Origin of the sequence: Streptomyces sp. NPDC096013 (assembly GCF_044763565.1) — a bacterium.
Taxonomy (GTDB): Bacteria; Actinomycetota; Actinomycetes; order Streptomycetales; family Streptomycetaceae; genus Streptomyces.
The window spans coordinates 671,464-696,659 of the sequence record NZ_JBIWGK010000004.1 but is presented as its reverse complement, the minus strand read 5'-3'; the positions used below and the strand labels follow the sequence as shown (position 1 = coordinate 696,659).

Below are 25,196 nucleotides of genomic sequence, written 5' to 3'. Positions count from 1 at the left end.
CGGTCACAGGTCACGCAGTTCCTCTACGGCCGGGCGTCCGGCGCTGCGGATGCCGTTGAGGGCGGCGGCCAGTACGGCGGCCACCGCGGCGCCCGCGGTCAGGATCAGGTAGCCGGACGGCACGGACAGACTCGCCGGAGGCGGGTCGAAGACGCCCGTGAGGACCTTCACCAGCATCTCCGACAACGCCCAGCCGATGAGCGCGCCGCCCGCCAGTCCGCCGGCGGTCAGCAGCAGGGCCTCGGTGAGGACCATGCCGCGCAGCTGGCCGGGCTTCGCACCCAGCACGGTGGCGATGGCGAAGGTGCGGCGGCGTTCGGCCAGGCCGAGGGCGAGGACGAGTCCGCCCGCTCCGGCGGCGAGCAGTACGGCGAAGGCGAGTTCGATACGGGTCAGGCCGGCCAGGTCGACGGAGGTGAGGCTGGTGCCCACGGCGCCGCGGGTCTGGGTGAGGTCGGTGACGGTCGCGCTGGTGCCGAGCTGCTTCCGCAGATGGCCGGCGATCTGCTGCTGGTGGGTCCCGCCGGTGTCGAGCAGGAACGCGCCCACCGCGTCGCTGCCGGTCGCCCTGGCCACATAGGCGGCGTTGGCGACGAAGAAGCTGTCCTTGGGGGCGGTCGGGAACTCCTTGACGATTCCGGCGTAGTGGAAGGGGACGGTGCGCAGCGCCTTGGTGCGGGCGTCCTGCACGCGGAGGTTGACGGTGTCGCCGGGGGAGAGCTGGAAGTCGTGGACGGTCTCCACGCTGACCAGGAGGTTGTCGGGGCGTTGGGCGAGGCTCCGCATGAGCTGCTGGGCGGTGCCGCCCGCGAAGTACGCGTCCTGGAGCGAGGTGGCGTGGGCGATGGTGCCGGGGCGGACGCCGTAGAGGTCCTGGAGGTCGGAGCCGACGTAGGCGAAGCGGTGCTGGACGGGCTCGACGTGCCGTACGCCGGAGACCTTGAGCGTGCTCGCGGCGCGGGGCGGGACGTGGGCGCCGGGCGGCTGGGTGACGGTGACGTCGGCGCCGTTGGTCAGTCGGGCGTCGGCCTCGGCCTGCTGGTGATAGGTGGAGTTGAAGACGGCGGTGGAGACGGCGAAGGACACCGCGAGGGCGAGCAGCACCACGGAGCGGGCCAGCGGGCGGCGACGCCGGGACAGTACGGCGGCCGTGGTGCCGGCGAGGGCGGCGGTCAGCGGGCGGGCGAGGCGGGCCAGGGCCGGGCGGCCGTGGGTGAGGGCGAGCAGGGTCAGGCGCCACAGCAGCAGGGCGGCGCCGATCCACAGCAGGGCGGGTCCGAGGAAGGCCCAGTAGGAGACGGAGAGGGTGGGGACGCCCTCGGGCGCGAGGACGAGGGCGTACTGGTTGCCGGAGGAGGCGCGGAAGACCAGCCAGGAGCCGATGAGGAGCGCGAAGTCGAGGCCGTAGCGCAGCCACCAGGGGGAGCGGGTGGCGCGGACGCCGGCCTCCTTGCGGGTGTCGGAGACGGTCACCGAGCGCAGGTCGCGCAGGGCGGGGACGAGGACGGCACAGGCGGCCACGGCGGCCCCGAGGACGAAGGCGATGCCGTACCAGATCGCCCAGGTGCCCGCGCTCGCGCCGAAGGAGACGGCGCCGAAGGCGAGGCGCCCGGTCAGCGCCGCGATGCCCAGACCGGCGAATCCGCCCACGCCACCCACGAGTGCGGCCTCCAGGCCCGCGAGCGCGGTGACCTGACGGGGACGCAGTCCGCGCAGCCGCAGCAACCCCTGTTCCTGACGGCGCCGTTGGCCGCCCGCCGAGGCGACCGCGGCGGTCAGCGCGGCGGCCAGGACCGCGCCGGGGACGCCGAGGAAGAGGAAGAGGATCTGGGCGTAGAGCGCGTCCTGGCGGGCGGAGTCGAGGGCGGCACCGAGATTGTTGCCGACCAGCGCGCCGCCCGCCGTCTTGGCTTCGAGGTGATGGGCGGCGCCGGTGACGGCGCTGAAGGCGGCGGCCGGGTCGGCGGGCAGCCTGGAGTCGCGGGCGACGTGGATCTGGTTGGTGAGGGTGGTGGCGCCGCGGGTGAGGGAGGTGAACTGAGCGGTGGGCAGGAGGATGACGTTGTCGGGGGGTGCGGCCGGCTGGGACTGGGTGGGGGCGCCGACCTTCTGGAACAGGGAGTCGGCCTGGGGCAGGTCGACCACGCCGTCCACGCGCACCTGCCGCGCTCCGGCGCCCGGCAGTCGGACGGTGACGGTGTCGCCGGGGGCGGCGTGCAGGTTGGAGGCGGTCTGCTGGGCGAGGAGCACGCCGGTGGGCGAACCGGAGAGCGAGCGGATTGCGTCGGGGAACAGGTTGCGGTAGCCGGGTGGCAGGCCGAGGGCCACGCCGGGGCCCGTCGTCTGGGTGCTGCCCTGCGCTTGGGCGCTGAAGCCGGTGGTGCGGGCGTATGCCACGGGGAGGGCGGCCCGGGTGCCCGGGTCGCTGCGGACCTGCCGCAGAACGGAGTTGGCGTCCGCGCCGGGCTGCACCTCGACCTGCCAGTCCACGGCGACCGAGCGGATGGCGCGCTGGGTCATGGTCGCTTTCGAGGCGGTGAGGAAGGAGCCGAGGGAGGCGACGAGGGCGACGGCGAGCGCGATGCCGGTCATGGCGGCCAGCAGCCGACCAGCACGATGGCGGGCAAGGCTCCTGGCCCACGAGGTGATCATGGCGTGTCCTCCGGTGCGAGCAGCCGTCCGTCGCGCATGGCCCGCCGGACGGTGAGCCGGGCGGCGACGGCGGGGTCGTGGGTGGTGACGACGAGGGCGGCGCCCGTGCGGTCCGCCGCCATCAGCACGGCGTCCAGCACGCGGGCGCCGGTGGCGTGGTCGACGCGGCCGGTGGGCTCGTCGGCGAGGATCAGGCGCGGTTCCTGGGCGAGAACGCGGGCTACGGCGACCCGCTGGGCCTGGCCGCCGGAAATCTCCTCGGGCAGCCGGTCGGCGAGGTCGGCCGCCCCGACCAGACCCAGGGCCTCGGCGACCGGCCGACGCGTCTGCGCCTCCGACCGGCCCGCGAGGACGAGGGGAAGCGCGGTGTTCTCCGCGACGTCCAGGGCGGGGACGAGGCTGTCGGCCTGGAAGACCAGCCCGATGTCGGCGCTCCCGCCGAGACCGGGCCAGGAGACGGCACCGCTGGTGGGGCGTTCGAGCCCGGCCAGCAGATGCAACAGGGACGACTTGCCCGACCCGGACGGCCCCACGATCGCCAGCCGGTCACCGGCCCGGATGCTCAGATCGGTCCCGTGCACAGCCACGACCGCCGTCGCACCGCGCCCGAAGGTCAACGCCGCGTCTTGGCAGCGGACGAGCACGTCAGTGCCGGGCATCGCTGGCCTCCTGTGTTTCCCGCGCCCGCCTGTCGGTCGGGGTGAAGAGCGGGTCGGTGATCGGGCCGTGCCGGGGCGTGACCGCCGTGGTCGTCGTGTCGCGTCCGAGGGTCAGTGCGGCGTCTTGGCAGCGGCCGGGGGCGTCAGTGGGGGACATCGTTCGCCTCCGGTGTCTCCTGCGCCCGTCTGTCGGTTGGGGCGGTGATCGGGTCGGTCCGGGGCGTGACCGCCGTGGTCGTCGTGTCGCGTCCGAGGGTCAGTGCCGATTCTTGGTAGCGGCCGGGGGCGTCAGTGCCGGACATCGGTTGCCTCCGGTGTCTCCCGTGTCCGCCTGTCGGTCGGGGCGATGGGCCGGTCGGTGATCCGGCCGGTCCGGGGCAGGGCCTCCACGGCAGTCGTGCCGCGTCCTGGGAGTGGATGAGGGCGTCAGTGCCGGACATCGCTTGCCTCCCGTGTCTCCCGCGCTCGTCCGTCGGTCAGGGTGATCACTCGGTCGGCGATCCGGACGGCCTCCGCGCTGTGGGTGACGATCAGTACCGCGCAGCCGTCCGCGGCCCGCTCCCGTACCATCCGCAGCACCAACTGCTCGGTGCCGCCGTCGAGTTCACCGGTCGGTTCGTCCGCCAGGAGCACGGCGGGGGAGTTCGCGAGGGCCACGGCCAGTCCGGCGCGCGCCAGTTCACCACCAGACAGATGCCGCGGCAGGGCGCGGGTGCGCTGGCCGAGCCCCACCTGCTCCAGCAGCGCCTCGGCGGAGACGGAGGGACGGCCGCGAACCGCCCGCTGCGCCAAGCGGATGTTGTCCCGCACGGTCAGGTGCGGGAGCAGATTGCGGCTCTGGAGCAGGACGCCGACGTGGCGGGCGCGCAGCCGGGCCCGCTCGGTCTCCGGCCGGTGGCTGATGCGGACGCCGTCCACATGGACGTCGCCGCCCGAGGGCTCGTCGAGTCCGGCCAGACACCCCAGCAGGGTGGACTTGCCCGCCCCCGAGGGGCCGACGACGGCGACCGTCTCGCCCCGCCGCACCGTCAGCGACACCCCGCGCAGGGCCAGGGTCTCCTCCTCGCCCGCACGGTAGAAGCGGTACAACTCGCGGGCGGCGAGGGCGTCGTCGTGCGACCGGGTGGGCATGACGGTCACCGCCACGCGAAGGAGTCGCTGACGATCCGCCACGGGTCGACGTTGTCCGCGTTGACCGGCCCGGACAATGTCAGGTCGACCTCGTGACCCTGCCGGTAGAAGGCGTACCGCTCGAACGCGTCCCGCACCACCTTGCCGGTGACCGGGTCCTTGGCGGAGTCGCCCTGGTAGGTCAGCCGGACGACGCGCCCGGCGTGCCGGGTCACCTCGGTCGCCTTCGGCCCCGCGAACTTCGCCACCTGCGTCTTGAGTTGGGGCACGACGGTGTTCGTGACGGAGCCGACCGTGGGCGCGGCGGACGCGGTGGCCGTGGTCACGCGGACGGTGTTCAGCTTGTCCGTGAACACGGTCGTGGCCCCTTGCCCGGTACGGGCCCAGCCCTCGGGCACCTTCACCGTGAAGCCGGTGAAACCGCCGGTGGGCCGGTACGCCACGTACACCTGGTTGTCGGGGATGTCGCCCGGCGGATTCGACTCGGTGGGCGCGGGGGACGCCGGGGCGTTGCCTCCGCCGACCGGGGCGGCAGTCGTAGCGGACGCCGCGTGCGAGCCGGAGCTCGAACATCCGGTGATCACCACCGCGACCAGCGCCAGTCCAACGGCGGCGGGTGTGCGTGCAGGTGCCATGGTCACTGCCCTCCCGGAAAGCCTGCGACCGGGGATCGGTCATGGCACCGACGCTAGGAGGATGCCGGTTAACGCCCGGCACGCCGAGGGTTAGACGACGGCAAAAGCGCGTGGCGCACCACCCCCGGGAAGGCCGGCGGACCGCAGGATGAGGACATGAGACAGCGTGTCGTGCGCGTCGCCCTCACCGCCGCCCTGGTCGCCGTGGTCCTCCTCGCCGTCCCGCTGGCCCTGGCCATCAGGTCGTCCCTGTACGCCGACCAGCGCGACACCCTGGAGCGCGCGGCCCTGTCGGGTGCCGTGCGGGTCAGTCCGGACTACACGACCGGCGACCCGGTGGAACTGCCCGCGCCGCCGGCCGGAGGCCGCCTCGGTCTGTACGACACCCAGCTGCGCCTGCGGGCGGGCAGCGGCCCCGGGACCGGTGACGCGGCGGTGCGGAAGGCCTTCGGCGCGACGGTGGTGCGCGGTCGCTCGGCCGGTGACCTCATCGTCACCGTGCCGGTCTCGCACGCCGAGCGGGTCATCGGCGTCGTCCGCGCCTCCTCGCCCACCGACGCCGTACGCAAGCGCGTACTCGCCGTGTGGGGCGTCCTCGCCTGCGCCTGCGCCCTCGCGCTGACCGTCGCGGTCCTGGTCGCCCGCCGCCAGGCACGGGTGCTGGCCGCGCCGTTGGAGGACCTCTCCCGCCACAGCCGGGCCGTCACCGCCGGTGACCTGAGCGCACGCGCCACACCCAGCAGCATCGAGGAGATCGACCAGGTCGCCCGCACCCACAACGAGATGCTGCACAGCCTCACCGAACTCCTGCGCCACGAAAGGGACTTCACCGACAACGCCTCCCACCAGCTGCGCACCCCGCTGACCGGGCTTCAGCTCACTCTGGAGGCGGGCCTCGCCCAGGACGACGACGCCCTGCTGCGCCCGGCGCTGGAGGAGGCACTGGCCACCACCCGCCGCCTGCACGGCACGGTGGAGGAGGTGCTGCGGCTGTCCCGGTCCCCCGGCCTGCGCGGCACCCGGGTCTCTGCCGTGCCCGTCGCACGGCTGGTGGGGGAGACCGAGGAGCACTGGCACGGGCTGTTCGCCCGCGAGGGCAGGCGGCTGCTGTGCACGACGGGCGACACGCCGGACGACATCCGCGTCCCCGGTGCCCCGGTCACCGAGATCCTCGGCATCCTGCTGGACAACGCGCGCGTGCACGGCCGCGGCACCGTCCGTCTGACGGTCCGGGACCTCGGTGACGCCCTCGCCTTCGACGTCGCCGACGAGGGCGCCATCGAGACGACCCGCCCCTTCGAGCGCGGACGCACCGGCGACGGAGAAGGAGAGGGCATCGGTCTCGCGCTGGCCCGGGACCTCACCGTCACCCTCGGCGGCAGGCTCTCCTTGACCGGCCGCCGCCCCACCACCTTCACCGTGCTGGTACCGGTCCGCCAGGACGGGACCGGAAGCATGACGGGGAACGGTGATGGCTGAGGCCGCCGGGCCGCTGCCGGCGGCGAACAACGCGTCGGTGGTCTTCGACGACGGCGAAGACTCCGACCGCGTCAACCACATCGGTCGGGCACCCGGGCGCGAATCACCGGTTCACGCAGGCGGCCGGGTTACGGTGCTGTCCAAGATCGCACCGAGACGTGTGCGAGCGGGTTGTGACGCCCGGCAGGGCGGGCGGCTCGGTCGCTGCCGGACCACGATTCGACGGTCGATGACCCGCGTATGCACCCGCGGTCCGGCCGCCGACCCCGAGGCACGACCGTGCGAAGCCCGAACGTCTGGAGGTCTGCGCGTCCGGTGGAAACTACGGATCAACTAGACACGAAGCGCACGGATCGTTCCGCGCTGCTTCGGGAGGTCGCGAGATTCGGTGCCGTCGGCGGGCTCGGCGTCGGGGTGAATCTCGCCGTGTTCAACCTCAGTCGAGCGCTGACGTCCATGCCCGTCGTGCGATGCAGCATCATCGCGACCTGCGTGGCCATAGTCTTCAACTACCTGGGTTTCCGGTACTTCACCTATCGACACCGCGACCCGCAGGGCCGTGCCGCGGAGTTCGCTCTCTTCTGTTTCTTCAGTGTCGTCGGCCTGATCATCGAGAACGGGGTGCTGTACGTCGCGACATACGACTTCGGCTGGGACTCGGCCCTTGAGAGCAACATCTTCAAGGTCATGGGGATCGTGTGCGGGACCCTCTTCCGCTTCTGGTCCTACCGCACGTGGGTGTTCCGGGTGCGGCGCTGAGCGCGGGCGGAGCAATCATCTGGTGGGGGCGATGTAGGCGTACACGGCACCGTCCAGCCGGACGAGCCTCCAGCCGCGGGCGTAGGACGGCGGACGGGCCCCGCCGGCGGTGAGGACGGCGACGGGTATCCGCCGGGCCGTCCGGGCGATCGCCGCAGTATCGGTGTTGGCGTTGGGTCCCTGGGTACTGGCGGAGCCGCACTCCGCGTAGAAGGCGATGGGGAGCGTCGACGGCCCGGTGAGCAGACACGGTGGGCGTACGCCCTCCCGGCGCAGTGCGGCGGCGGTGCGCTCCCAGCCCTTGTGGCCGGCCGTGGTGCGCTGAACGGTGTGTGCCAGCACCGCGTACTGCACCGCCAGATGCCCGGCCAGACCCAACGCCACCAGCGTCACGGCGACCGGGCGCCAGGCCCCTCCCGGCGCGGTGACCAGCCGTGTGAGCGCGTCGGCGACCGGGATGGCCAGCAGCGCGTAGGTGGGCAGCAGGAAGCGGGGCGCGGCGTATCCGATGAGGAACAGATACGGGATGGCCGCCGTCATCGCGCAGGCCAGCAGCAGCGCGGTGGGCGGTGTGCGCCGGCCTCGCACGGCCACCGCCAGCCCGATGGCCGCCAGCACCGGCAGGGCGAACCACCAGGCTGTCACCAGGGGGTTCGGCATCGCGCCGGTGCACGGGCGGCACAGCGATCGCCCGCTCAGACTGCGCAGCTGGTCACCGATGGCGATGTGCCAGCCCAGACCTCCCTGGATGTCCGATCCCTCGGACAGCCGCCGGCCGAGGCCCCCGAAGCGGACGTACGCCTCGATCACCCATTCGGCCGCCCCGGCCACCAGCCCACCCGTCAGAGCGAAGAGCAGCCGTCCGTGCCGCCACCGGCGGGGCACCGCTGAGAGGAAGAGCAGCGGCAGGCTCACCCATACCGCGTCCGTGGGCCGCATCCACGCCATCAGCAGGGCACTCGCGGCCAGCCCCCACACCGGACCACGCCGGGTGCGATCGGTCTGGGCCTGAAGGAAGCAGCCGACGCCCGCCAGAGCGCCGACCGCCACCCAGTAGTTGGGCATGGCCTGGGGGCCGTAGAAGACGGTCACCCACAGGCTCGCGAACAGGGCGCCGCCCAGCGCGAGCACCCTGACCGGGAACAGGCCGCGCCAGGCGCGCAGTGCCAGGAACAGCCCGAGACCCGCCAGCAGCGCCAGGTAGACCCGCAGCAGCGGGGTGGACGACGACCAGCCGGCGACCGGTGCCACCAGCAGCGAGATGCCGCGGGCGCGCGGGGCGCTGAAGAACGATGCCGGGGCGTGGGAGCTGACCTGGCTGACGTACACCGACTCGTCCCAGCCCAGCCCCATCCCAGGGCCTACGAGCACCAACTGGGCCAGGACGAAGGCGCCCGCCACCGCCGCCAGCCACCACTGGCCCCTGCGGCTCCAGCCCGTGGCCGGTCCGAGCGGCGGCTCATGGCTGCCGATGCGGTCGAGTGTCACGGTCCGCACAGGTCTCGTCATCATCCGCCCCTCGCGCCCTACAGCCTGTAGGGTATTCAGGACCTTACAGGCTGTAGGGTCACCTGTAGGAGCCAGGTCGAACATGGTCAAACTAGCTCGCACACCCCCGGAGCGCACCGCGAAGGCCGACGAGGTCCGGCCGCGGCCGGGACGGATGGCGGGCGCAGCCGGCGGATCGGCCGCCGTGCAGGCTTCGACGCCGACGTCTCCGCCCGGTGTGACGCCCGTCCGGCGAACGAGACCCGGCGGGACAGACACGACCGGGCGTCCGCGGAACCAGGAGAAGCGACCACACGGCGTGAGCCGGAGAGCGAGTTCCCCGGTGTGCTGCCGGCCACCACCAGGGCCCTGGCGCCGGTCGACATCCAGGAAGACGTCGCAGCAGTCTCCCCGCCGATCTGGTGCAGGCCCGCCTTCGGCGCCTTCGCGCGCGGGGTCCGGTCCAGCCCGACGGCGACGACCTCGGCGCGTGGGAATCCCGTACGATGCGCCGCCGAAGGAACAACCCAGGTCATGCATCAGATCCCTCCTCCGCGAAACCGCCGACCCGGCCTCTCTGCCGTCCGTCCCCCGTCCCCCGTCCACGCCGGTGACCCCGGCCTTCCTCCGAGGTGAAACCCCAAGGTGCCCGCACACCTCTCGCCCTCGAACCTCCGACAGCCCACGCCCACGCCCACGGACCGCGTTCCCTCCCCGACCGGACCCCCGCGCCCCCGTACACGGCTGCGCAGGGGCGCGGCCGCGGCCACGGTCTGGTACCTGCGGGTGCTCGCCGTGCTCAACCTGGTCGCGGTCGTCTCGCTGTCGTTCCGCGACGAGGTCCAGGAGCACAACGTCGGTGAGTACTTCACCCCGTATCTGGCCACCGCCGGGCTCATCTCGGCGGCCCTGGCGATCTTCCTCGCCGCGGTCATGCGGCGCCGCAAACGGGCCGCGTGGATCTTCAACCTGCTGCTGGCCGGCGGGCTGTTCGCGCTGTACACGCTCGCCATGACCCAGCAGGCGTACCGCGAGCACATCACCAACTGGGGCTCCCTGCTGCTCACCGGCCTGTTCGTGGCCGCGCTGCTCCTCGGGCGCGGGGAGTTCAAGGCCGTCGGGGACCGCTCCAACCCGAAGCTGGCCCTCGCCACGGGCGCGGGCGGTCTCCTCGTCAGCGGCACGATCGGCACGCTGCTGGTCGCCGCCACCAACAAGCTGCCCGGCGCCACGCTGACCGACGAGATCGCCTACACCCTGCTGCGCGGCATCAGCGTCGGCCCGCTCGCCGACCGCGTGGACGCCGTGCACGCGCCGCGCTGGGTCGACGCCCTCATCAACATCCTGATCGCGGCGACCTTCCTGCTCGTCCTGTACGCCTGCTTCCGTGCCCCGCGCGGCCGGGCCCTGCTCGGTGAGGACGACGAACAGCGGCTGCGCGACCTGCTCGCCCGGCACGGAGAGCGGGACTCCCTCGGCTACTTCGCCCTGCGCCGCGACAAGGCCGCCATCTTCTCCGCGAGCGGCAAGGCGGCTGTCACCTACCGGGTGGTCAGTGGCGTCAGCCTCGCCTCCGGCGACCCCGTCGGCGACCCCGAGGCATGGCCCGGTGCCATCGACGCGTGGCTGGAGGAGGCCCGCCGGCACGCCTGGACCCCGGCGGTGATGGGCGCGAGCGAGGAGGCCGGCACCATCTACGCCCGGCACGGGCTGGACGCGCTGGAACTGGGCGACGAGGCCATCGTGGAGATCGCCGACTTCACCCTCGAAGGACGTGCCATGCGGGGCGTGCGGCAGGCGCACAGCCGAGTGCGCCGGGCCGGATACACGGTGACCGTCCGGCGCCACGAGGACATCCCGGACCACGAGATGGCACTGCTGATCGACAAGGCCGACCACTGGCGCGACGGACCGACCGAACGCGGCTTCTCCATGGCGCTGGGACGGCTCGGTGATCCCGGCGACGGCCGCTGCGTGATGCTGGAATGCCGCGACGCCGACGGTGAACCGCGCGCCCTGCTCAGCTTCGTCCCCTGGGGCGAGCGCGGTCTCTCACTGGATCTGATGCGCCGGGAACGTGCCTGCGAGAACGGCCTGATGGAGTTCATGGTCGTGGAACTGCTGCTGCGTGCCGAGGAGTTGGGCATCCGGCGGGTGTCGCTGAACTTCGCCATGTTCCGCTCGGTCTTCGAACGCGGCGCGCGCCTCGGCGCGGGCCCGGTACTGCGGCTGTGGCGCTCGATGCTCACCTTCTTCTCCCGCTGGTGGCAGATCGAGTCGCTCTATCGAGCCAACGCCAAGTACCGGCCCGTGTGGGAGCCCCGCTTCCTGCTGTTCGCCAAGAGCGGCGACATCCCTCGCATCGGCCTGGCCAGCGCCCGCGCCGAGGGCTTCCTCACCCCGCCGCCGCTGCCCGCCCTTCGGCGCCGCAGGCGGTCCTCCGCCGCCGAGGGAGAACCGGCTCCGGCAACCCACAGCTCGTAAGGCGGCTCCCTCGCGGGTACGTCTCCCGTCGGCGAAGCCGAACCGAACGGCGCCGGCGCCCGGGTTCGTCGCTCATGACGGGTGCGGGGACACCGCGGGGGACGGGGGCCGCAGTCGGGCGACGACCCGGTTGGCGGCCGTCTTCTGCAGCAGCCCGTAAGCGAGCACAGGCAGCAGCAGGTGGGGCTTGTCGGGCAGTGAGGTCGTGATCAGTACCGCGCTCGCGCTGCTGTTGTTCATGCCGCAGGCCAGGGTCAGCGACGAGGCCACCGGAGCGTCCAGCCGCAGGACACGGGCGGCCAGACGGCCCAGCACGAAGGACAGGACGCACACCAGGGCGGCCACGGCGAGGGCGGCGGTGAACAGCAGCGGGCGCGGCCGGGTCAGGAAGGTACCGAGCGCGCCGCTGGCGTTGACGTAGGTCAGGACCAGCGAGCCGGCCAGAGCCGAGGGCACCACGGCCCGCAGAAGACGGCCGTGCCACGACGGCGGCAGCACGAGCGCACACAGGAGACCTGCGGCGCACGGCAGGACGACGGTGGCGAGGGTGAATCCGCTGTGGGCGGAGCCGCTCGTACTGGTGAGCGTTCGTGCGTAGCCGCCGCTGAGCAGGGGTGCCAGGGCCGCCAGCAGGAGCGGTGTGGTGAGGGGACTGAGGAGGGTGGAGGCGAGGACGAGTCCGACCATGGTCGGCTGGTCCCCCTCGCCCTTGGCGGTCCATACGGTGGCACCGGCGGCCACGGGCATGGCCACGATCAGGATCATCGCGGTGAGCAGTCCGCTGCCGCCGTCGGAGTCGGGGGTGCGGCGCAGCAGGAAGGCGACGAACGGCACGACGAGCAGCGGAATCGCCAGATGCAGTGCGAGTCCGGCCACCATGGCCTTGGGGCGCCGCAGCACACGGCCGAGCGCGCGGACCGGTACCTGGAGCCCGGCAGAGAGGAGCACCAGGGACAGCAGGAGCGAGGTGGTGTTCAGGGTCAGGTGGGCCGGTCCGCCCAGCGGCACGGTGTGCGGGCGGCGCAGCCACAGGCCGACGCCCGGAAGGAGGAGAGCGGCGGCGTAGGAGACAAGGACCGCGCGGCCGAGCCGACGGCGCAGCCAGTTCGTCGCACGGTCGACAGGCGAGTGGGAAGCGGCGGGAGGGTGCACGAACGGCCTTCTTCCGCGAGAGCGGGGGCGGGGCCCGGCACGCGCACCGCCTCCGCCTGAACAAAGTCCCCGAGATCACCGTCTACTTCTGGATCACCAGGGTCTTGTGCGCGGCGGTCGGTGATGAACTGTTCTGGTCGGTGGTGCCCTCGATGCGGGCGGTGCTGATCGTCATGGGTGTTCCGGTCACGGCGATGAGGTACATGCGCCGCTGCGCGCCGGGCATGGCGCGGTGGCCGCCGGCCGGTCGTACGACGTACACGGCCGTGCTGTGCGGGGCGAGGGTGGCGGGGCCCGAGGCGATGGTCCACCAGTTGGAGGCGCCCTGGCCGAGACGGCTGGCGAAGTGGGGGGTGAGGGCGGTGTCGGTGGTGTTGGCCGCGCGTACCGTGACGGAGGTGACGGAGGGGTGGGACCGGCCGGTGAGGTGCGGGGTGAGCGCCATACGCAGGGGCGGCGGGCTGGCGGCGGCGACGCAGACGCACAACAGTGCGGGTATCACCAGCGCCGTCGCCACGGCCGCCCTCGCGACGCGGCCGGTGAGGCGGGGTAGCCGTGGCTGCCAGGCATGCGCCAGGGCCGAGGAGGGGACCGTCGCGGCGGCGGCCAGCCACAGCGGGGTCATCATCAGGAAGTAGCCGTCCTGGGAACGGGTGGCGAGGTAGAAGGACAGCCAGGGCAGCACGGTCAGCGCCGCTCCCAGGCGGCGGACGAACAGCAGGGTGGCGGCGAGCAGGCCGAGGAGCAGGAGTTCGCTGGCGTAGGAGTAGTAGTCGAGGCGGCTGCTGCCGTCGGTGAAGTAGTAGGAGATGCCCATCAGGCCCTGGCCGTGCAGGATCGCCTTCTGGGTGAGGGGCAGCAGCAGTCCGTGCAGCCAGGCGGAGAAGTCCTGGGCGGCGAAGTAGGCGTTGATGCCCGCCCAGGTCAGTGCGGCGACTCCGGCGAAGCGTGCCAGCACGGCCGCCGCGGGGCGCCCCCCGAGTTCGCCGCGCCGTACCGCGTACAGGCCGATCAGCAGGAACGGGGCGAAGAACCAGGCCAGTTGCTGGGCGGCGCAGGCGGCACCCAGGCACACGGCCCGCAGCACCCCGCTCCGTCCCAGACGTCCACCCGCTCCCGTGGTCGGCCAGTAGACGGCCACGGGGATCAGCAGGGCCAGGGCGACGATCGCCGGGTAGCCGGAGCGGGCGTAGCCGGGGAGGATGCCGAAGCCGAGGCACACGGTGGTGGCCGCCGACCGCCAGGGGGCGGGCAGCAGCAGCCACAGCGTGACCGTTCCGGCGAGCAGCGCCCCGGTGGTGACCAGGGTGGCGGCGGCCGACGTGTGCAGGAGGGCGTGGACCGGGGCGGCGAGCAGGGCGGTCAGCGGCGGATAGCCGTACGTGTAGTCCGCCGAGCCGGACATCGTCTTGGTCAGGCCGGAATGGGAGGTACCGAACAGCCAGGGCCAGGGCTGCCCGTAGACGGGGCGGCCGTGCGCGATCTGGTTCGCGGCCTGCGCGGTCAGTACGCCCTCGTCGGTACCGGCGTGGTTCAGCCAGTATCCGCAGACCACGAGGACCACCGCGAGGACGAGAACGCCGACGTCCACCCGGACCAGGGCCCGACGGCCCCGAACGACCAGTGCGAGGACCCCGCACACGAGGATCCCGGCGTAGCAGACGGATATGACCCCGGCGACGGGCGGGTCGGAGAGCATCGCCTGGGTCCAGGCCGAGCGGGTGCCGATGAACAGGCTGATCGTGCCGATCAGCGTCATGCCCCGGTGCCACTGCTGGGGGCTGTCCGCGTCGCCGGAGGCCCACGACCGGCCGACTGCGGGCGGGCGCGTGTGGTCCCGCGGCAGTCCGGTATCGACGGTATGGGCGGCCATGTCCACCTTCTCCATACTCAGCAACTACATCATGTAGAGGTGAGTGTGAGCACGCTGGATTAGTCCTATTGAGGTGAGAGCGTCATAAGAATGTGGCCCGGTGTTCAACCGCGACCCGGTCTCCAGGGTGCTCGCCGCGTCACCTTGAGCCGCGGCCGAAACGAGGGCCGGCTTCTCATCGGCTGGGCGTCTCTCCTGCTTGGGGAGGTGCGGGCCCGCTCAGGGATCGGGCCGGGGAGCGTTGGCCGGTCCACTGGGCGGAACGGAGGGCGACTGCGCGCTGTCGCCGGAACACGCTGTCCACGAGCGAGACGGAATCGGGTTTCCGGTCGACAAGTCATAGGAGTTGCGACGATGAAGATCGACAACAGGATCACTGTCCCGGCGGCGACGCTTGTGAGCTGTGCGGGCATGGTCACGTTGGCGACGGGGGCGAGCGCCGCCGCGTCGACGCCGGACCCCACGGCGGTCGTGTCCGCCCGCGTCGCGGCCGCCGCGGCCGCGAGCAGCTATCACACGATCAAGAACATGGCCTACAGCCAGTGCGTGGACGCGCCCGGCGGGGTGCTCAACGTCAGACTCCAGCTGGCCAACTGCAACGGTTCCACCACTCAGAACTGGGCGTTCGTGTCGACCGGTTCGACGGACACCTACTACCTGGTGAACCAGGCGAGTGGGTACTGCGCCGAGGTCAACAACGGCACGAGCGTTCCGGGCGAGACCGTCGACGAGTACCTCTGTGACGGGCTGGCGTCGGAACAGTGGGTCGAAGCCACGGCGATCGCCGACCAGAGGGTCGGCGCGAAGTCCAGGCACGTGGGCACCAATCTGTGCCTCGACACGGTCGGCGGTACCGGCAGCCAGCTCATGCAATGGAGTTGTGACGACGCGCACCCGGCAGCGGCCCAGGTCTGGACCGTGAATTAGGCCGTTTCCCGGAAGCCTGCCGCTCACCCTTCGGCGGGCTCGATCGGCCGAACGCCGTTCCTGCTCGGGCGATCTCTTGGCAGCCGCGGCACAACGGAAGGGCCTCTTGGCAGTTCGGGGTGTGATCCCGGCCGACTGCCAGGAGGCTCTGCTGCGGCAGCGCTGCTCCCTGGTCGAGCTGCGCACGGCGGTCGCCGAACAGGAGCGCGGGGTGGTCCGCCCGAAGACGCCCGTGTTGCTCCGGGACCAATCCTCGGTGGGGTTCAGGATCGGATTACGTCCGGAGATGTCCCCCTCACGAAGGATCCTTGTGAAAGAAGCCGTCAGTATCGGTCGAAATCCGGCAATGCAGCCAGATCTGCAAGAACTGGTGGGCCGGGTCGCCCTCGGCGACGAAAAGGCCTTCGCCGCCGTCTACGACGCCGTGGCGGGTCCGGTGCTGGGAGTCGCCCGTGCCGTCCTGCGCGACCACGCGCAGTCGGAGGAGGTCGCCCAGGAAGTGCTGGTGGAGGTGTGGCGCACGGCACCCCGCTACCGCTCCGACCGAGGGACGGCCATCAACTGGATCCTCACCCTGGCCCACCGCCGGGCGATCGACCGGGTGCGTTCGGCGGACGCGGCGGCGGCCCGGGACCACAAGGCCGCGCTGCTCGCCCGTACCCCTGAGTTCGACGAGGTCACCGAGCAGGTCGAGGCGCGGCTGGAGCGCGAACAGGTACGGCGCTGTCTGCGCACGCTGACCGAGATCCAGCGCCAGGCCGTCACCCTCGCCTACTACCGGGGACTGACCTACCGCGGAGTGGCCGAGGCGCTCGCGCTGCCGCTCGGCACCGTCAAAACCCGGCTGAGGGACGGCCTCATCCGGCTCCGCGACTGCCTGGGAGTGACCGCGTGATCACCGACGACCTGCACCTGCTGACCGGTGCCTACGCCCTGCACGCCCTGTCCGACGAGGAGCGTGAGGTCTTCGAGCGGCACCTCGCGGGCTGCGAGGCATGCGCCCAGGAAACCGCCGAACTGTCCGCCACCGCGGCCCGGTTGGGCCTCGCCGTGTCCGTGGAACCCGACCGGGAGACGCGCGGGCGGGTACTGCGCCGCATCACCACGGTCCGTCAGGAGACACCGGTCGAGAGCACCGCGCCGCGTTCCGGCCGCGCGGTGCTGCGGGCGCGTCTGCTGTCGCGGTGGGCGCTGGCCGCCTGCCTGGCCGCGGCCGCCGCGCTCGGCGGGACGGCCGTATGGCAGCACCAGCGGGCCGAGAGCGCGCTCGCCCAGGCGCACCGGGCCGAACAGGGAACGGCACAGATCAGTGCCGTGCTCGCCGCGCCCGACGCCCGGACCCGGGCGGTGGCGCTGCCCGGCGGGGCCACCGGCACCGTGGTCGTCTCACACGGCCGGGACCAGGCGGTGTTCGTGGTGGCCGGGATGACCCGGGCGCCGGCCGGGAAGGTCTACCAGCTCTGGTTCGACGACGGTGGCACCATGCGGTCGGCCGGCCTGATGAACCCCGACCGCGCCGACCAGACCGTGCTGCTGCGGGGTGCCGTGGACGGGGCCTCGGGCATGGGGATCACCGTCGAACCCGCGGGCGGTTCGCAACGGCCCACGACCTTGCCGCTCGCCCTGACCCGCTTCCCCGCCTGAGCGGACACGGCACCGCGGTCCGGCGGGGCCATGGCCGCCGTCAGGCGATGCGTGAGGGAAGGTCGGCCCAGACCGGGGGGCCCGGGGGGTTGGGCGGGGCGCCCCCGGCGGGGGCGCGCGCCCCCCCCCGCCGGAGACCCCGGCCGCCGCCGCTCGGGGGGGCGCACGGACGTGTCCACGCGGCCCGGATCGCCTTCGTGTCGAAACCCGGGCTCGTGTCGCTGACCTGGATCATCAGCGACTGGTGACCGGCCCGCCCGTGCAGAGCGAGCGACAGACGGACCGGTGTCGTGCCGTGCCCGAAGGCGTTGCCGAGCAGTTCGCTGACGACGAGCAGGGCGTCGTCGACGAGTTCACCGCGCCCCCACCGTGCCAGCTGGTCGCGTACGGCACCGCGCACGGGACGCAGCCCGTTCTCCGGTGTGGGCGCGAAGCTCACGTAGGAGCGTTCCATCGCAGATCAGCTCCTTTCCTTCGCACAGGTAATCCGTCGCGGGCACCGCGGCGGACGGGTGTGGAAAATGCGAATTCCCGGCGTACTCGTAAGACCGCGCCCCAGGTATCCGTAGCCGGTCGGACTGCGGATTGGTCCGGAAAAAAGATTCATCCGATCCGGCAGACGGCCAATCCGCCGGGCTTTCGGAGCCGGATTCCCCACGTGACCGACAACGAGAAGGAAAACGCGAACCACCAGGAATTCCCCGGGCGTTCGGCGATGTCCTCCGGCCGGTCGGCAGACCTCGAACACTCTTCGCTTCCCCGTCTACAGGCGGCATGTGCCGCACGAGCAACAGGAGAAACATCATGAGTACCCGCATTCGCCGTACCGCCGTCGTCCTCGCCGCCTCCGCCGTACTGCCGCTGGCCCTCAGCGCCTGCGGCAGCAGCGGCAGCGACTCCGCGAAGTCCGATGCCTCCACCAAGGCGTCCTCGTCCGCTTCGGGCGACAGCATGAACAACGCCGGCGCCACGACGGCCGACCAGCCCTTCGGCACGGCCTGTGCCGGCGTCCCGAAGAGCGGTGCCGGCTCCTTCGACGGCATGGCCAAGGACCCCGTCGCCACCGCCGCGTCCAACAACCCGGCACTGTCCACGCTGGTGGCCGCAGTGAAGAAGGCCGGGCTCGTCGACACCCTCAACAACGCCCAGAACATCACCGTGTTCGCGCCGACCAACGACGCCTTCGCGAAGATCCCGAAGGCCACCCTGGACAAGGTCCTCAACGACAAGGCCCAGCTGACGAAGATCCTCACCTACCACGTCGTGGGTCAGCAACTCACCCCCAAGGACCTGGAGAAGGGCTCCTTCACCACGCTGGAGAAGTCGAAGCTCACCACCTCCGGCTCGGGCGAGAACTACATGGTCAACGACTCCGCCAAGGTCGTCTGCGGCAACGTCAAGACCTCCAACGCCACCGTCTACATCATCGACACCGTCCTGATGCCCACCAGCTGACGGATCGTCAGCAGGCGGACCACCAGCAGACGGACCACCAGCAGAGCCGGGCACCCGACATCGCGGTGCCCGGCCGCCCGACTCCTGTGACGGGGAGACGGTGAGGGGCGGGGCACATGCCCCGCCCCTCACCGCTTTGCCCAACTCCCGTGCCCCTTACGGGACATGCCGAGAGATGACGGAGCTCAGCACATGTCGGCACTCTTCCGCGTCCGAGTCCTCGCCGTCTCGGACACCCGACTCTGGTGCGCCGCCGCGGGCACACTGACCCCGGCCACCAGCCGGACCCTGCGCGCCGAGCTGACCGTCCGAATGCCACTGCACCACGGTGGTCGGGCTCGACCTACGCCAACTCCGCTTTACCGGCGACGAGTTCCTGCCGGACACACCGTGGCCGGAAGGCCCCCACACCATTCATCTCCTGGCCCCGGACCCCCTCCGCTCCCTGACGGCCGACGACGTACGCCTGCATTGGCACACCGACCTCCACAGCGCTTGGCGGGCATGGTCCGCGCTCTCCCTCTGAACCTCGCCGTGCCTGCGGCTCTCGACCCGGTTCCGCCCGACACGAGCGCGAGCCCACGGCAGGGCGTCACATGACGGATCACATCCTTTCCGCACGGGAAATAGTTCATCCGAATCGGCTGGACGGCCAATCCGCCGGCCTTTCGGAGCCGGATTCCCCACGTGACCGAAGATGAGAAGAAAACGCGACACCGCCTCCCTTGGGCACGCATGGTCCTTGGTGCGTGCAGCGGTTTGCTGGCCGGTATCGTCTCGCTCGGCGTCGCCGAGCTGGTGTCGGCCGCCGTGCGTCCGCAGGCCGGTCCGGTCGTGGCGGTCGGCGGTGCGGCGATCGACCGTACCCCGGCCGCTGTGAAGGACTGGGCGATCCGGCACTTCGGAACCAACGACAAGCTGATTCTCCAGCTCGGAATTCTCGCGGTGCTGGCGCTTTTCGCGCTGGTGCTGGGAATTGTCGCACTGCGTTTCCGGCGCGGCGGTGCTGCCGGTGTGCTGCTCTTCGGAATCGTCGGGGCGGTATCGGCCACCAGTCGGCCGGATTCGACGAGTCTCTCCGACGCGCTGCCCTCCGTGGCCGGCGCGCTCGCGGGAGCCGTAGCGCTCTACGTACTGGCGGGCCGCCTGACACCGCGGGTCCCGGGCGCGGAACCGGCCGGCGGCGAGCGCGAAGACCCGGCCTCCGGAGCGGGTTGGGACCGTCGTGGCTTCGTGATCGCGGCGACAGCCGCTGCCGCCGCCTCCGCCGGGGCAGGCGTGCTGGGCCGGGCGCTGAACAGCGCGAGCGGCCAGAACGCGGTCGCCTCACGCAACAAGGTCGTCCTGCCCCGCCCCATCTCCGCAGCCGCCGCCGTCCCCAGGGGCGCCCAGGTGCGGATTCCCGGGATCAGCGCCTTCACCACCCCCAACAGCGACTTCTACCGTGTCGACACCGCCCTCGTGGTGCCCAAGGTGAACGCCGCGACCTGGCGGCTGCGCATCCACGGAACGGGCGTACGACGCCCGGTCACCCTCTCCTACGACGACCTGCTGCGGCGCGAACTGATCGAGCGCGACATCACCCTCACCTGTGTGTCGAACGAGGTCGGCGGCCCATACGTCGGCAACGCCCGCTGGATCGGCGTACGACTGGCCGATCTGCTGGCCGAATGCGGGGTGAGGCCGCCCTCGAAGGGCGGGACCGCCGACCAGTTGGTGGCGCGCTCGGTGGACGGCATGACGATCGGCAGCCCGGTCGAGGACGTGATGGACGGCCGGGACGCCCTCCTCGCCCTCGGCATGAACGGGGAACCGCTGCCCTTCGCGCACGGCTTCCCGGTCCGCATGGTCGTGCCCGGCCTCTACGGGTTCGTCTCGGCCTGCAAATGGATCAAGGACATCGAACTCACCACGTTCGACTCCTACGACCCCTACTGGGTCAAGCGCGGCTGGGCCCGCAAGGCCCCCATCAAGACCGAGTCGCGCATCGACACCCCCAAGCCGTTCGCCCGGCCCGGCGCCGGGACGGTGATGGTCGGTGGGGTCGCGTGGGCCCAGCATCGCGGTATCGACAAGGTCGAGGTCCGCGTCGACGACGGCCCGTGGCGGGAGGCGCGGCTCGCCGCCGAGGACACCCGCGACACCTGGCGCCAGTGGTCCTTCCCCTGGGAGGCCACCAAGGGCGGCCACACCCTCACCGTCCGCGCCACCGACCGCACCGGCCGGTTGCAGACCGACAAGCGCACCCACACCATTCCCGACGGCGCGAGCGGGTGGCACTCCGTGGTCGTGACCGTCGACTGACCCCATGAGCCGCCTGCCCCGACGCCGGGGAGGCAGCCCGATTGGTGCGCGAGGCTGACGGAACCGGGTAACGTCCTGGCATGTTCTTCCAGACGCCGATTGACGAGTGAGAGCGTGATGGGCCTCTGCTGACGTCTTTCGACGTCGCCCCCTCCACCGATGAATCCGCAGATCACTTCACATCACCACCGGGAGAACCCGTGACCGTGAGCAAGAACATCAACAACCCCGTGGGCATGGGCGGCGGCCAGCGCAAGAGGCAGTCCCGCGCCGAGCGGCAGAACCACGGTCCGCACCGCAACCTCGACCGCCAGGGTGCCGCCGACCAGAAGGCCGAACTGGTGCGCAAGATGCGCGAGAAGGCACGCGCGGCCGAGGGCACCGGGCAGACGGGCGACGACACCGCACAGAGCTGACGTACCGCCGCCGCGAGGCGGCTGCTCGCGCGCCCGCCGTCGCCCGGCCCGAGGCTCAGACCGTCGTGTGTCCCAGCGTGTGCGCGACTGTCGCGAGGAGCAGTTCCTCAAGGGTCGTGGCCTGGTGCTCGGCGCGTTCCAGGAGGGTGTCGAGGTGGTCGGCGTAGAGGCGGTCGTCGTTCTCGGACAGGACGCGCAGGGTGCGCCAGCAGGACGCCTTGCCCTGTACGCCGAGGAGCATCGACTCCAGCTCCAGGACGTCACTGAGCGGTGAGCGGGAGAAGAGGTGCCCGTTCGGCTTGAGCCGCCCGGCCTTCTCGGCCAGCCAGCCGAGCGCGACCTTGGAGTGATCGGTGGAGACGCCCAGGTCGAACATGATCTGCACCAGGGAGTCGCGGTCCTCCTCGACCTGTTTGGCCAGGGCGGAGAAGGCGGCGGCCCGCTCCTGGTCCCGCTGTCCCTGCGCGGCACGGCGGCAGAGTTCCAGGCCGCCGGTCGCGCCCGCCAGATGGTCGTTGAGGTAGATCGCCAGCAGAGCGGGGGCCTTCGACGACTCCGCCGACTGCTCGGTGCCCTCCCCGGGGGTCTCGCCCTCGGCTCGCATCTCACGGTCCACCGTGGCGCCCAGTTCGGCCCAGCTGTCCTCGAACTTGGCCAGCCCTTCGCGTTCCAGGGTGTCGGTCACATCGGTGAAGTCGATGCCGGTGCGGCCCAGTTCCTCGAAGTGGGCGGCGGCCGCGGCATAGGCGTCGGCGAGGGGACCGGCGGCCGGGACGTGACCGTGGTCGGCGAACGCGTCGAGCGTGCCGGCCGGCATGGTGTTCACGGTCCCCGGGATGACCAGTTCACTCACGTACATGGTGTCGGGATAGTCGGGATTCTTGACGCCGGTCGACGCCCAGAGGGGCCGTTGCGGACGCGCGCCCGCCGCCGCCAGTTCCTGCCAGCGGGGCGAGCGGGCCGTCTCCTCGAAGGCCTGGTGCGCCAGCCGGGCGTTGGCCACGGCGGTCCGGCCGCGGAGCGCGAGCGCTTCCGGCGTGCCGAGGGCGGTCAGGCGTGCGTCCACCTCCGAGTCGACGCGGGAGACGAAGAAGGAGGCGACCGAGTGGATGTCCGCCAGGTCGTGTCCGGCTGCCCGTGCCTGTTCGAGTCCGGTCAGGTAGGCGTCCTGGACGGCGCGGTAGCGCTCCAGCGAGAAGATGAGGGTGACGTTGACGCTGATGCCCCGGGCGGTGACGGCGGTGATCGCGGCCAGGCCCTCGCGGGTGGCGGGGATCTTGACGAACAGGTTGGGTTCGCCGACGGTGTCCCACAGCTTCTGAGCCTGGGCCACGGTGGCGTCCGCGTCCTTGGCAAGCCGCGGGTCCACCTCGATGGAGACCCGGCCGTCGGTCCCGCCGGTCCGCCGGTATATCGGCGCGAACGCCTGGCAGCCGGCGCGGACGTCGTCGGTGGTGAGCGTGAAGACGGCGTCGTCGACACTCGCCCCCTCGGCGCCCAGCTCCCGTAGCTGGTCGTTGTAGCGCTCGCCCTTGGACAGCGCGGACGCGAAGATCGTCGGGTTCGTGGTCACCCCCACCACGTGCTTGCGCGCGATCAGCTCCGCCAGGCCACCGCCGGCCAGCAGCTCGCGGGACAGGTCGTCCAGCCAGACCGAGACTCCGGCGGCGGACAGGTCGGCGAGCGGATCGGACGCGATGGCGTCGGACATACGAACCTCCAGGAAGTGCTGGGCATCGGTCACGCGAGAAGCGCGCGGTCCGCCCGTCCTCTGCGGGGGCGGGCGTTTCGGAGCAGTGCTGGGGGCGGATACCGGGCACGCCGGAAGCCGGACGGTCCTTCCGTGTGCGGCGGTGCGGACAGGCAGCTGTCGTCCGCCGCGGGGCGGGCTGTCAGGGGCGGTCGCCGGTGCCGCCTTCGGTGGGGGCGGAGGTCTGGCGGTGGCCGCCGGGGCGCGGGGCGTGGCCGGCGTCGCGAATGCTGTCGTGGGCTGCCGCGGCCACTGCCTCGGGGGTGAGGCCGAACTCGGTGTACAGGCGCTGGTAGTCGGCGGAGGCGCCGTAGTGCTCCAGGCCTACGATCCGTCCGGCGTCGCCGACCACGTCCCGCCAGCCCTGCCCCACCGCGGCCTCGACGCTGACCCGGGCCCGCACTGAGGGCGGCAGGACCTCGTCCTGGTAGGCCTGCGGCTGAGCGGCGAACCACTCCCGGCAGGGCATCGACACGACCCGCACCGCGAGGCCTTCGGCAGCCAGCAGCTCGCGCGCCGCCAGGGCGATGTGCACCTCGGAACCGGTCGCCACGAGGATGACGTCCGGGCCGGAGCCGTCCTCGTCCGTGTCGGCGAGCACGTATCCGCCGCGCGCGGCATCCCGCGCCGGAGCGCAGGCATCGCCGCCGCGGTCGAGCACGGGCACGTCCTGCCTGGTCAGGATCAACGCGGCCGGGCGGTCGTGGTGTTCGAGGACGGTACGCCAGCAGGCGGTGGTCTCGTTGGCGTCGGCGGGGCGGACCACGTCCAGGCCGGGAATGGCCCGCAGCGCGGCCAGATGCTCCACGGGCTGGTGGGTGGGGCCGTCCTCGCCGAGGCCGATGGAGTCGTGGGTCCACACGTAGACGGTGGGCAGTTTCATCAGCGCGGCCAGGCGTACGGCCGGGCGCATGTAGTCCGAGAAGGTCAGGAACGTACCGCCGTAGGGGCGGGTCAGACTCTGGAGGGCGATGCCGTTGAGGATTGCGCCCATGGCGTGCTCGCGGATGCCGAAGTGGAGGGTGCGGCCGTAGGGGCCGCCCTTCCAGTTCTTGGTCTGGCGGTCGGCGGGGACGAAGGACGGTTCGCCGTCCATGGTGGTGTTGTTGCTCCCCGCCAGGTCGGCGGAGCCGCCCCACAGCTCCGGCAGCACCGGCGCGAGCGCGCTGAGCACCGCGCCGGACGCGGCTCGGGTGGCCATCCCCTCGGAGTCGGCCGGGAACTCGGGCAGGGCGTCGGTCCAGCCGTCCGGCAGCCGCTGCGCCAGCAGCCGGTCCAGCAGTTCGGCCCGCTCGGGGTGGGCCGACCGCCAAGCCGCGTAGGCCTCGTCCCACTCGGCGTGGGCGCGGCGCCCGCGGTCGGCGGCCTGGCGGGTGCGGGCCAGTACCGCGTCCTCCACGACGAAGTCGCGCTCGGGGTCGAAGGCGAGCAGCCGTTTGGTCGCGGCGACCTCGTCCGCGCCGAGTGCGGAGCCGTGGGCCTTGCCGGTGTTCTGCTTGGTGGGTGCGGGCCAGCCGATCAGCGTGCGCAGCATGATCAGCGAGGGCCTGCCGTCCTCGTCGCGGGCGGCGCGCACCGCGGCCAGCAGCGCGTCCACGTCCTCGACGTAATCGCCCGTGCGCGTCCAGTCGACGGTCTGCACGTGCCAGCCGTACGCGGCGAAGCGGCCCGGTACGTCCTCGCTGAAGGCGACGTCGGTGTCGTCCTCGATCGAGATGTGGTTGGAGTCGTAGAAGACGACGAGGTTGCCCAGCTCCTGGTGGCCGGCGAGGGAGGCGGCCTCGGAGGTGACGCCCTCCATCATGTCGCCGTCGGAGGCGATGACGTAGACGTGGTGGTCGAAGGGGCTGCTGCCCGGCTCGGCGTCGGGGTCGAGCAGACCGCGCTCCCTGCGGGCCGCCATCGCCATCCCGACCGCGCTGGCCAGCCCCTGGCCCAGCGGGCCGGTGGTGATCTCGACGCCGGGGGTGTGCCGGTGCTCCGGGTGTCCGGGAGTGGCCGAACCCCAGGTGCGGTAGGCCTCCAGGTCCGCCAGCTCCAGGCCGTAGCCGGTCAGGTAGAGCTGGATGTACAGGGTCAGGCTGGAGTGGCCGCAGGAGAGGACGAACCGGTCGCGGCCCAGCCACTGGTCGTCGCCCGGGTCGTGCCGCATGACGTTCTGGAACAGCAGATGCGCCAGCGGGGCGAGGCTCATCGCCGTGCCGGGATGGCCGTTGCCTACTTTCTGCACCGCGTCGGCGGCCAGCACTCGTACGGTGTCCACCGCCCGTACGTCGACCTGGTCCCACCCGGCGTCGTCCGCCACGGGCATCGTCACGGACCGGCCCGGTGAGGTCGTGTTGCCGGAAGGTTCAGTCGTCATGCCGTCGCTCCTTGGGAAGGTCGGTG

General features: G+C 71.9%; 20 protein-coding genes and 1 pseudogene. 9 read left to right on the top strand and 12 right to left on the bottom strand.

All coding sequences use genetic code 11. The features are described from left to right. Positions 1-3 precede the first annotated feature (3 nt). The 6 genes from ACIRB1_RS17905 to ACIRB1_RS17880 form a co-directional block, all read right to left on the bottom strand. Positions 4-2,652, bottom strand: coding sequence for an FtsX-like permease family protein (locus ACIRB1_RS17905; protein ID WP_403466176.1), 2,649 nt, complete (start codon positions 2,650-2,652; stop codon positions 4-6). Further along, positions 2,649-3,311: an ABC transporter ATP-binding protein gene (locus ACIRB1_RS17900; protein ID WP_403466175.1), complete on the bottom strand. Its 663-nt coding sequence runs from the start codon at positions 3,309-3,311 to the stop codon at positions 2,649-2,651. Before ACIRB1_RS17900 ends, ACIRB1_RS17905 begins: the two co-directional genes overlap by 4 nt. Then, positions 3,298-3,468, bottom strand: coding sequence for a hypothetical protein (locus ACIRB1_RS17895; protein ID WP_403466174.1), 171 nt, complete (start codon positions 3,466-3,468; stop codon positions 3,298-3,300). Before ACIRB1_RS17895 ends, ACIRB1_RS17900 begins: the two co-directional genes overlap by 14 nt. Continuing rightward, positions 3,455-3,613 carry a hypothetical protein gene (locus ACIRB1_RS17890; RefSeq protein WP_403466173.1) on the bottom strand — a complete coding sequence of 53 codons (159 nt, stop codon included), beginning with the start codon at positions 3,611-3,613 and terminating at the stop codon, positions 3,455-3,457. Before ACIRB1_RS17890 ends, ACIRB1_RS17895 begins: the two co-directional genes overlap by 14 nt. A gap of 124 nt (positions 3,614-3,737) precedes the next feature. Then, on the bottom strand, positions 3,738-4,442 hold the full coding sequence (locus tag ACIRB1_RS17885) for an ABC transporter ATP-binding protein (RefSeq protein ID WP_403466172.1): 705 nt from the start codon (positions 4,440-4,442) through the stop codon (positions 3,738-3,740). 5 nt (positions 4,443-4,447) lie between these two features. Next, a complete protein-coding gene (locus ACIRB1_RS17880) occupies positions 4,448-5,077 on the bottom strand; it encodes a hypothetical protein (protein ID WP_352179060.1) in 630 nt (209 codons plus the stop codon). A 156-nt stretch (positions 5,078-5,233) separates the two neighbouring features. Between ACIRB1_RS17880 and ACIRB1_RS17875 the strand changes: the two genes are divergently transcribed. Both ACIRB1_RS17875 and ACIRB1_RS17870 read left to right on the top strand, forming a co-directional pair. After that, positions 5,234-6,556, top strand: a complete 1,323-nt coding sequence (locus ACIRB1_RS17875; RefSeq protein WP_403466171.1) for a sensor histidine kinase — start codon at positions 5,234-5,236, stop codon at positions 6,554-6,556. 315 nt (positions 6,557-6,871) lie between these two features. Further along, positions 6,872-7,303 (top strand): annotated as a pseudogene (locus ACIRB1_RS17870) (GtrA family protein); the annotation flags it as partial. A 27-nt stretch (positions 7,304-7,330) separates the two neighbouring features. Here the strand turns inward: ACIRB1_RS17870 and ACIRB1_RS17865 are convergent. Continuing rightward, the gene (locus ACIRB1_RS17865) at positions 7,331-8,824 is read right to left on the bottom strand and encodes a hypothetical protein (RefSeq protein ID WP_403466170.1); all 1,494 of its coding nucleotides are present in this window, start codon (positions 8,822-8,824) and stop codon (positions 7,331-7,333) included. A gap of 723 nt (positions 8,825-9,547) precedes the next feature. Between ACIRB1_RS17865 and ACIRB1_RS17860 the strand changes: the two genes are divergently transcribed. Next, positions 9,548-11,287 carry a phosphatidylglycerol lysyltransferase domain-containing protein gene (locus ACIRB1_RS17860; RefSeq protein WP_403466227.1) on the top strand — a complete coding sequence of 580 codons (1,740 nt, stop codon included), beginning with the start codon at positions 9,548-9,550 and terminating at the stop codon, positions 11,285-11,287. Positions 11,288-11,359: 72 nt separating this feature from the next. Here the strand turns inward: ACIRB1_RS17860 and ACIRB1_RS17855 are convergent, their stop codons facing one another. Then, positions 11,360-12,439 (bottom strand): sodium-dependent transporter, encoded by a 1,080-nt coding sequence (locus ACIRB1_RS17855; protein ID WP_403466169.1) that lies wholly within the window; start codon positions 12,437-12,439, stop codon positions 11,360-11,362. 82 nt (positions 12,440-12,521) lie between these two features. Next, positions 12,522-14,312: a hypothetical protein gene (locus tag ACIRB1_RS17850; protein WP_403466168.1), complete on the bottom strand. Its 1,791-nt coding sequence runs from the start codon at positions 14,310-14,312 to the stop codon at positions 12,522-12,524. Between the two features lie 354 nt (positions 14,313-14,666). Here ACIRB1_RS17850 and ACIRB1_RS17845 point away from each other — a divergent pair, with 354 nt between their 5' ends. From ACIRB1_RS17845 to ACIRB1_RS17835, 3 genes are all read left to right on the top strand, one after another. Beyond that, a complete protein-coding gene (locus tag ACIRB1_RS17845; RefSeq protein ID WP_403466167.1) occupies positions 14,667-15,239 on the top strand; it encodes an RICIN domain-containing protein in 573 nt (190 codons plus the stop codon). Between the two features lie 310 nt (positions 15,240-15,549). Beyond that, positions 15,550-16,134, top strand: a complete 585-nt coding sequence (locus ACIRB1_RS17840; RefSeq protein WP_403466226.1) for a sigma-70 family RNA polymerase sigma factor — start codon at positions 15,550-15,552, stop codon at positions 16,132-16,134. Beyond that, the gene (locus ACIRB1_RS17835) at positions 16,131-16,883 is read left to right on the top strand and encodes an anti-sigma factor domain-containing protein (protein ID WP_403466166.1); all 753 of its coding nucleotides are present in this window, start codon (positions 16,131-16,133) and stop codon (positions 16,881-16,883) included. Before ACIRB1_RS17840 ends, ACIRB1_RS17835 begins: the two co-directional genes overlap by 4 nt. Before the next feature lie 40 nt (positions 16,884-16,923). Here ACIRB1_RS17835 and ACIRB1_RS17830 read toward each other — a convergent pair whose 3' ends face one another. After that, on the bottom strand, positions 16,924-17,337 hold the full coding sequence (locus ACIRB1_RS17830; RefSeq protein ID WP_403466165.1) for an ATP-binding protein: 414 nt from the start codon (positions 17,335-17,337) through the stop codon (positions 16,924-16,926). Positions 17,338-17,687: 350 nt separating this feature from the next. Between ACIRB1_RS17830 and ACIRB1_RS17825 the strand changes: the two genes are divergently transcribed. The 3 genes from ACIRB1_RS17825 to ACIRB1_RS17815 all read left to right on the top strand — a co-directional run bounded on the left by ACIRB1_RS17825 (position 17,688) and on the right by ACIRB1_RS17815 (position 21,058). Then, positions 17,688-18,338 carry a fasciclin domain-containing protein gene (locus ACIRB1_RS17825; protein ID WP_403466164.1) on the top strand — a complete coding sequence of 217 codons (651 nt, stop codon included), beginning with the start codon at positions 17,688-17,690 and terminating at the stop codon, positions 18,336-18,338. 735 nt (positions 18,339-19,073) lie between these two features. Further along, positions 19,074-20,642 (top strand): sulfite oxidase, encoded by a 1,569-nt coding sequence (locus tag ACIRB1_RS17820; RefSeq protein ID WP_403466163.1) that lies wholly within the window; start codon positions 19,074-19,076, stop codon positions 20,640-20,642. A gap of 200 nt (positions 20,643-20,842) precedes the next feature. Beyond that, positions 20,843-21,058 carry a DUF6243 family protein gene (locus tag ACIRB1_RS17815; protein ID WP_403466162.1) on the top strand — a complete coding sequence of 72 codons (216 nt, stop codon included), beginning with the start codon at positions 20,843-20,845 and terminating at the stop codon, positions 21,056-21,058. Positions 21,059-21,113: 55 nt separating this feature from the next. On the opposite strand, the gene tal is transcribed toward ACIRB1_RS17815, so the two are convergent. Continuing rightward, positions 21,114-22,769 carry a transaldolase gene (gene tal / locus ACIRB1_RS17810; protein WP_403466161.1) on the bottom strand — a complete coding sequence of 552 codons (1,656 nt, stop codon included), beginning with the start codon at positions 22,767-22,769 and terminating at the stop codon, positions 21,114-21,116. A gap of 181 nt (positions 22,770-22,950) precedes the next feature. Beyond that, positions 22,951-25,170 (bottom strand): transketolase, encoded by a 2,220-nt coding sequence (gene tkt / locus ACIRB1_RS17805; RefSeq protein WP_403466160.1) that lies wholly within the window; start codon positions 25,168-25,170, stop codon positions 22,951-22,953. Positions 25,171-25,196: the final 26 nt, after the last annotated feature.